At 71.4% G+C, this 6844-nt stretch carries 5 protein-coding genes and 1 pseudogene; 1 reads left to right on the plus strand and 5 read right to left on the minus strand.

What is annotated here, in order from left to right:
* From D7X12_RS37335 to D7X12_RS37345, 3 genes and pseudogenes are all read right to left on the minus strand, one after another.
* Positions 1-304, minus strand: a pseudogene (locus tag D7X12_RS37335) (hypothetical protein); the annotation flags it as partial.
* A gap of 167 nt (positions 305-471) precedes the next feature.
* Positions 472-738 carry a GlsB/YeaQ/YmgE family stress response membrane protein gene (locus D7X12_RS37340; protein ID WP_120615271.1) on the minus strand — a complete coding sequence of 89 codons (267 nt, stop codon included), beginning with the start codon at positions 736-738 and terminating at the stop codon, positions 472-474.
* Between the two features lie 108 nt (positions 739-846).
* The gene (locus tag D7X12_RS37345; protein ID WP_120629968.1) at positions 847-1581 is read right to left on the minus strand and encodes a 16S rRNA (uracil(1498)-N(3))-methyltransferase; all 735 of its coding nucleotides are present in this window, start codon (positions 1579-1581) and stop codon (positions 847-849) included.
* A 96-nt stretch (positions 1582-1677) separates the two neighbouring features.
* Between D7X12_RS37345 and D7X12_RS37350 the strand changes: the two genes are divergently transcribed.
* Positions 1678-2673, plus strand: a complete 996-nt coding sequence (locus tag D7X12_RS37350) for an asparaginase (protein WP_158620202.1) — start codon at positions 1678-1680, stop codon at positions 2671-2673.
* 301 nt (positions 2674-2974) lie between these two features.
* Here D7X12_RS37350 and D7X12_RS37355 read toward each other — a convergent pair whose 3' ends face one another.
* A complete protein-coding gene (locus D7X12_RS37355; RefSeq protein WP_120629966.1) occupies positions 2975-3841 on the minus strand; it encodes a 50S ribosomal protein L11 methyltransferase in 867 nt (288 codons plus the stop codon).
* A gap of 63 nt (positions 3842-3904) precedes the next feature.
* Positions 3905-6508: a M16 family metallopeptidase gene (locus D7X12_RS37360; protein WP_120629967.1), complete on the minus strand. Its 2604-nt coding sequence runs from the start codon at positions 6506-6508 to the stop codon at positions 3905-3907.
* Positions 6509-6844 lie beyond the last annotated feature (336 nt).

Genomic DNA, 6844 nt, shown 5'->3' on the forward strand with positions numbered 1-6844 from the left:
CGGGGGCCTGCCGGACCGTCGGGGGCATGCCCGGCGGGGTGATGGGGCCACGCGGAGGCTCCATCGCGAACGCGGGGGTGCCCCGCAGGGTCTCCGGCTCCAGTGGCTCGCCGTTCAGGGTGGCGGCCTCGCCGCCTGCTTCCGGACCGTTGCGCTCCCCCAGCTTGCGTCGGTCGATGTGGATGTCGCGATCGAGCAGGCTCGGAACGGAAGCGACCCTGGGTGGACGCGCGGCGGCGGCGGCGCAAGCAGTGCAATCTCCGACCGGCGGCAGCGAGGCGCCGCACTTCAGGCACTTGGACAACGGATCCTCCTGGCGATGCGGACAACCGGCGCCATGAAAGGCCGCATTCAGGCCTGTAGCAAGAAAAGGACAAGCCCCTGATGGTCCCTCGCCCGAGGAACCGTCAGGGGCTCATCAGCCCTGCGGCGACCGTCCTTCAGGGGACGGCGCGTATGGGGCGTCTCACGCTAGGCGTGGACGCGGCGCCGTCCTGCGGCTCCCACGAGGAGTAGCACGACGATCGATCCCACCACGGACATGATGATGCCGGAAGCATGCAGGTCGAAGAGCTTGCCATCGCGCTGGAACAGCGAGCCGACGAGGCCGCCCACCAGCGAACCCACCATGCCCAGCAGGGTGGTGGCCATCAGGCCCATGCTCTGCTTGCCCGGCAGGATGGCCCGAGCGATGAGTCCCGCGATGAGGCCGATGATGATGAATGCAATGATCCCCATGAGAGTCTCTCCTTTTGAGGGACCCGCGAGGTCCCGAATGGCAGAAACGTAGGAATGGGGACGCGGATCTGTGACCCGGGATGGAGGGAGAGTCTGCCCGCCCGCCTGCTACCCGAGCGACCCGTCCAGGTGCTGCATCACCGCGAGCGCCGCGAGCGCCGCCGTCTCCGTCCTCAGGATGCGCGTCCCCAGCGTCACAGGGCGCGCGCCCAGTTCGCGCAGCCCCGCGACCTCCTCGCGCGCAAGCCCCCCCTCGGGGCCAATCACGAGCGCCACCGGCGTGCCCGGCCCCGCGCCCCGGAAGGCCTCGCCCAGCGGTACCGCGGACTCCTCTTCATCCAACACCAGCAGCAGCGTGCCCGGCGTCAGTGAGCGCGCCGCGTCCAGCAGGGGACACGGCACGTGCACGCGCGGCACGTCGTCACGACGACACTGGCGCGCGGCCTCCTCGACGATCTTCGCCCACCGCTGGGTGCGCTCCTCCGCGCGCTTCGGCTCCAGCTTCACCACGCTGCGCGCCGTGGCCACCGGATGGAACGCCGTGGCCCCCAGCTCGGTGCCCTTCTGCAGCACCCACTCCAGCTTGTCGCCCTTGGGCAGTCCCTGCAGCACGCTCATCTCGCGCGCGGGCGGCGTCACGCGCACCGTGCCCAGCACCAGCCGCACCTCCTCCGCGCCCAGGCCACTGACGCGCGCCTCGAAGGCGCGGCCCTTGCCGTCGAACACCTCCAGCGCGTCGCCGTCCTCGAGCCGCAGCACGTGCACGAGGTAGTGGCGGCGCTCGCCCGTGAGCGTCACGTCGGAGGGGGCAGGCTCGGGCAGGGGGACGAAGAGGCGGACCACGGCGACTTCCTTGGAGGAGGGGCGCGAAGGATTCAGCAGGCCCCGCCCGGACACAAGGGACACACGACCAACGCTCCTGCTATGGCCGCGACTGCCATGTCCACCTTCACCATCGAGTCCACCCGCTCCGGCTTCGTCGAGTCCTTCCACGTCGTCTCCGTCGCGGTGGTGGACGCGGAGGGCGCGCTCGTCGCGGCGTCGGGAGACCCGGACCGCGTCACCTTCTGGCGCTCGGCGGCCAAGCCCTTCCAGTCGCTGCCGCTCGTGCAGGACGGCGCGGCGGACCGCTACGGCTTCGGCCCGCGCGAGCTGGCGCTGGCGTGCGCGTCCCACTCCAGCGAACCCATGCACCGCGCGCTCGCCATGCAGATGCTGCGCGCGTGCGGCTGCGAGGAGCACCAGCTCGCGTGCGGCCCGCATCCGCCGCTGTCGCCCGCCGTCGCGGAAGAAGCGCAGCGCACGGGCGTGGTGCTCACGCCCCGCTGGAACAACTGCTCCGGCAAGCACGCCGGCATGCTCGCGCTCGCCCGTCACCACGGCTGGGACCCGAAGGGCTACGCCAGCGCGGGCCACCCGGTGCAGGAGCGCATCCAGGATGAGGTGGCGAAGTGGACGGGCCTGCCGCGTGACGCGTTCGTGAAGGGCGTGGACGGCTGCGTCGCGGTGGCTTTCGCGCTGCCCCTGCGCGCCATGGCCACCGCGTGGGCCCGCTTCGGCATCTCCGAGGACCCGTCCGCGCGCCGCCTGCGCGAAGCGATGCTGGCGCACCCGGAGCTGGTGGCAGGCAAGGGGCGCGCGTGCACCGACATGATGACGGCCTTCCGGGGCGAGGCCGTGGTGAAGATTGGCGCTGAAGGCGTCTACTGCGCCGCGCTGCCCCAGGCCCGGCTGGGCGTGGCCCTCAAGGTGGAGGACGGCGACGCGAGGTGCGCCGCGCCCGCGCTCCTCGCGGTGCTCCAGGCCGTGGCCGCACAGAAGGGCCTCCCGCTGTCCCTCGCGGGGCTGGAACACCACGCGGAGCCGCGCCTCCTCAACACCCGGGGTGAAGTCACAGGCACCCTGCGCGCGGTCGGCGAGCTCGGCTTCGCTTGAAGCCCTGAAGCCCTGAAGCCGAACAGGAAGCCGAGGCCGGGCGCTTGTAGCGCGGAAGGTCACACGCGCCGGGCCGCCCGTAACCCGTTCCGCTACAATCCGGAGCCCTCCACCTCCGGGCCCCGGGCTCGGAGCCGCGCGAAGGGAAGGCACGCGGACTGCAATGACTCCCGGCACACGGCGGGAGTCGCGAGGTCCTGAGGTACAGGGGGAAAGCCTCGCGAGTCCAAGGATGGGGTCGGGTTGGCGGACCACGGGTTCGCGGCCCGACCCCCCTTTGTTTCTGGCGACCGTCAGCGCGTCAGCGCTTCAAGTCGATGCGCACCCACTCGCCCTGCTGCGCGCCCGCGAGCACCGTGCACCCGAGCTTCCGGAACGCGGCCTCCACGTCCAGGCGCTGGTGCGCGAGCACGCCGGCCAGCACCAGCCGGTCCTTCGCCTTGGCGACGATGAGGGGCGCCAGTTCAATCAGCGTGTTGGCCAGGATGTTGGCGAGCACCAGGTCGAAGGTGCCCGCTACCTGCGTCAGCTCGCGCTCGGAGATGTCCAGGTCCGGCGTCGCGTTGTCGGTGCAGTTCTCCCGCGCCAGTTCCACGCAGACGGGGTCGTTGTCGGTGCCGACGACGGTGCCCGCGCCCAGCTTCTTCGCGGCGATGGCGAGCACGCCCGTGCCGGTGCCCACGTCCAGCACGCTCGCGCCCGGGTGCGCGGCCATGAACTCATCCACCGCCGCGAGGCACAGCGACGTGGTGGGGTGGTCCCCCGTGCCGAAGGCCATCTTCGGTTCAATGACGATGCGCACCTTGTCCTGGGGCGCGCTCTCCGCCTCCCAGGGCGGGCCCACCCAGAGGCGGCCCACCTGCACGGACTTGATGAGCGACTTCCACTCATTGCTCCAGTCCTGCTGGGGCTGCTCGTCCAGGGTGATGCGCGCCTTGGGGTGGGACTCGGCCACCGCGTCGCGGGCGCTCTCCGCCGTCTCCCGGTCCTCGAAGTAGGCGACGACGATGGACTCACCCGTGGCGGGGATGCGCATGCCCGGCATGATGGGCATCTCGTGGTCGCGGACCTCCAGGCCCAGGGCGCCGGCTTCGTGGAGGAGGTCCTGGAGGATCTCGGAGGCTTCCTCCGCGATATCCACGGTGAGTGACAAATAGGTCTGGGACATGGCGCCCCTTCTACCCCAGCCGGTGCGATGGGGAAGCGCCGACAGCGCTTCCCCACCCGACTGTCACGGCCCGACGACGGCCATGGCCATGCGGTTGAAGTCGATGACCCGCCGGGCCACCGCCTGCACGTCCGCCGCCGTCACCTTCGCCACGTGCTCGGAGTAGTGCAGGAAGTTGTCCAGCCCCACGCCGTAGCAGGTGTCCAGCGCCAGCAGCATCGCGCGCGAGCTGTTGCGCTGAAGGTCGATCTCATACGAGCCGATGATGTGCTGCTTGGCGCGCTCCAGCTCGGCCTCCGGAATGGGCTCGTCGCGCACGCGCTCCAGCTCCGCGCGCATGCCCGCCAACGCCGCCTCCACCTTCTCCGGGCTCGTGCCCATGTAGACGGCGAAGTAGCCCGGGTCCAACCCGTCCATGGCGAAGCTGCTCACGCTGTAGGCCATGGAGCGCTTGTCGCGCAGCTCGACGAAGAGCCGCCCGCCCTGGCCCGACAGCACCGTGGACAGCACGTCCAGCGGGATGCGCCACGGGTCCGTCAGCCGCGCGGCCTGGAAGCCCATCACCAGGTGCGTCTGCGCGCGAGAGAGCACCTTCTTCTCCACGCGCGGGGACTCCGGCGGCGCCTCCGGCACCACCTGCTTCGGGGGCACCGCGCCGCCGCGCGACGTGCCGAAGTACTCGCGCGCCAGCGCCAGCACCTCCTCCACGCGCACGTCGCCCACCACGCTGAGCGTCATCTGCGACGGATCCATGTGCGCGCGGTGATAGGCGCGCAGGTGGTCCGGCCCCAGCTGCTCCACCGACGCCTGCTCGCCCGCGAGCGACAGCCGGTACGGGTGCTCGCGGAACAGCGTCTTCGAGAACAGCTCGAACGCCACGCCGGACGGCTTGTCCTCGCGCGTGAGGATGTCCTGGAGCAAGAGCGCGCGCTCGCGGGCCACCTCCTCCTCGCGGAAGGCGGGGTTGAGGAGGCAGTCGGCGAACAGCCGGAAGCCCGGCTCGAAGTAGCGCGACAGGAACTCCGCCCGCAGGCTCACGGAGTTGCGGCCGCCCTGCGCGCTCAGGCTGCCCGCGTACAGGTCCCCCAGCTGGGAGACGTCATCCGCGCTGAGCGTGGTGGTGCCCCGCGTGAGGGTGCGGCTGAGCAGCGTGGAGATGCCGTTGTCGGCGGGCGTCTCGTAGCGCACGCCGCCGGTGAAGGCCGCGCGCATCGCGAACAGCGGCACGTGCGGCTCCACGCGCACCACCAGCGTCGCGCCGGAGGGCAGCTTCTCCTGGAACACCTCCGAGCGCGCGGCGCCCACGGTGCTCCGGGCCGGACGCGCCGGGGCCTCGGGCGGCGCCTGACGGGCGGTGCGCTCGGGCGGCATCAGCACGGGGCCCTTGGCGGCTTCGTCCAGCGCGGCGTGCACCTGGGCCTCGGTGATCTCCACGGACGCGGGCACGAGCGCGGTGACGACGGCGTGCTCCAGCCGCAGGTACTGGTGCGCCACGCGGCGCAGGTCCTCCGGCTTGAGGTTGCGGATGTCCTCCATGTAGCGGGCCTCGGACTCCAGGCCGCCGGGGCTCGTCTGGTACGAGCCCTGGTTGCGCGCGGTGCCCTGCACCGTCTCCTTGCGGAAGATGGCCTCCGCCTCCACCACCGCCTTGACCGTGCGCAGCTCCTCCTCCGTCACGGCCGTGGCGCGCATCGCCTCCAGCACGCGCGCCGTCTGCGTCAGCGCCTTGAGCGCCTGCGCGGGCGGCAGCGTCAGGCTCACGGAGAAGATGCCCGGGTCCTTGGGCGTGTACGCGGAGGCGTGCACGTCGTTGACCAGGTGCTGGCGGCGCTTCACCTCGCGCACCAGCCACGACGAATCCCCCTGGCCGGCGATCATCGCCAGCACGTCCAGCGCGGGCACGTCCGGGTGCTCCAGCTGGGGGATGGCGAAGGCCAGGTGCACGTAGGCCTCCTTCACGTCCTCGGCCTGCACGACGATGCGCCGGCCCGTGGGGGCGGGGTCGCGGGGACGCGGCACCGGGCCCGCGTAGGGCCGGCCCCAGTCACCGCCGAAGATTTCGTCCACCCACTGGCGCAGCTCGGGCTCGCGCAGGTCGCCCGCCACCGACAGCACCAGGTTCTGGGGCGTGTAGTGCCGGTGGTAGAACTCCAGCACCTTCTCGCGGGTGAAGCTGCGCACGCTCTCCTCGGTGCCGATGACGGGCAGCCGGTACGGGTGCGTCTGGAACGCGGTGGAGAACAGCGCGCGCGAGGCCCGGCGCGACGGCGAGTCGGAGCTGCGCTTGATCTCCTCGCACACCACCTCGATTTCACGCGCCAGCTCCTCCTTCTCGAACGCGGAGCGGCGCACCGCGTCCCCGAGGATGTCCAGGCCCGTGCGGGCGAACTGGCTGGCGATGACGATGTGGTAGACGGTCTGGTCGAAGGACGTCCAGGCGTTGATCTCTCCGCCGTGCGCCTCGATGTCCCGGGCGATTTCACCGGGGCCCCGGCGCTCCGTGCCCTTGAAGAGCATGTGTTCGTGCAGGTGGGCGAGTCCCGCCTGGTCTGGCCGCTCGTCGGCGCTCCCGGCCTTGACCCAGACCTGGAAGGCCGCGACCTTGGCGGCGTGCTGCTCTTCGAAGACGACGGTGAGACCGTTGGGCAGGGCGTAGCGAATGGCCATAGGGAGCGTCCGAAGCTGTCACCGCCCCCCCTGGGAGGCAAGGCGAGGTGTGCGAGGTGTGATGTTTGCCCCATTGGCTAACGTCCCGCCCCTCCCGCGTCGAGCGGACCGTGCCGCCTCCCTCCCGCCAGGCAGGCGAAGCGACGCCGTGCGCGTCGCGTAACTGGTGGAAACCCCCTTCGGCCGGTAACCTGGGAAGGCACATGCCGTCCCCTCCGGATGAGGCGGATCCGTTCGCGGACCTCAAGGATTTGCTGGATGACGGCGACGCCCCCGTGGCGGAGCCCGCCCCGGCGCCCTCCAGGCCGCTCGCGGTTCCCAAGCCTCCCACCACAG

Source organism: Corallococcus sicarius (genome assembly GCF_003611735.1).
Lineage (GTDB): Bacteria > Myxococcota > Myxococcia > Myxococcales > Myxococcaceae > Corallococcus > Corallococcus sicarius.

Bases quoted from the DNA above. Each gene is read 5' to 3' on its own strand.
- D7X12_RS37340 (WP_120615271.1), bottom strand. From the start codon at position 738: ATGGGGATCATTGCATTCATCATCATCGGCCTCATCGCGGGACTCATC.
- D7X12_RS37350 (WP_158620202.1), top strand. From the start codon at position 1,678: ATGTCCACCTTCACCATCGAGTCCACCCGCTCCGGCTTCGTCGAGTCC.
- D7X12_RS37355 (WP_120629966.1), bottom strand. From the start codon at position 3,841: ATGTCCCAGACCTATTTGTCACTCACCGTGGATATCGCGGAGGAAGCC.
- D7X12_RS37360 (WP_120629967.1), bottom strand. From the start codon at position 6,508: ATGGCCATTCGCTACGCCCTGCCCAACGGTCTCACCGTCGTCTTCGAA.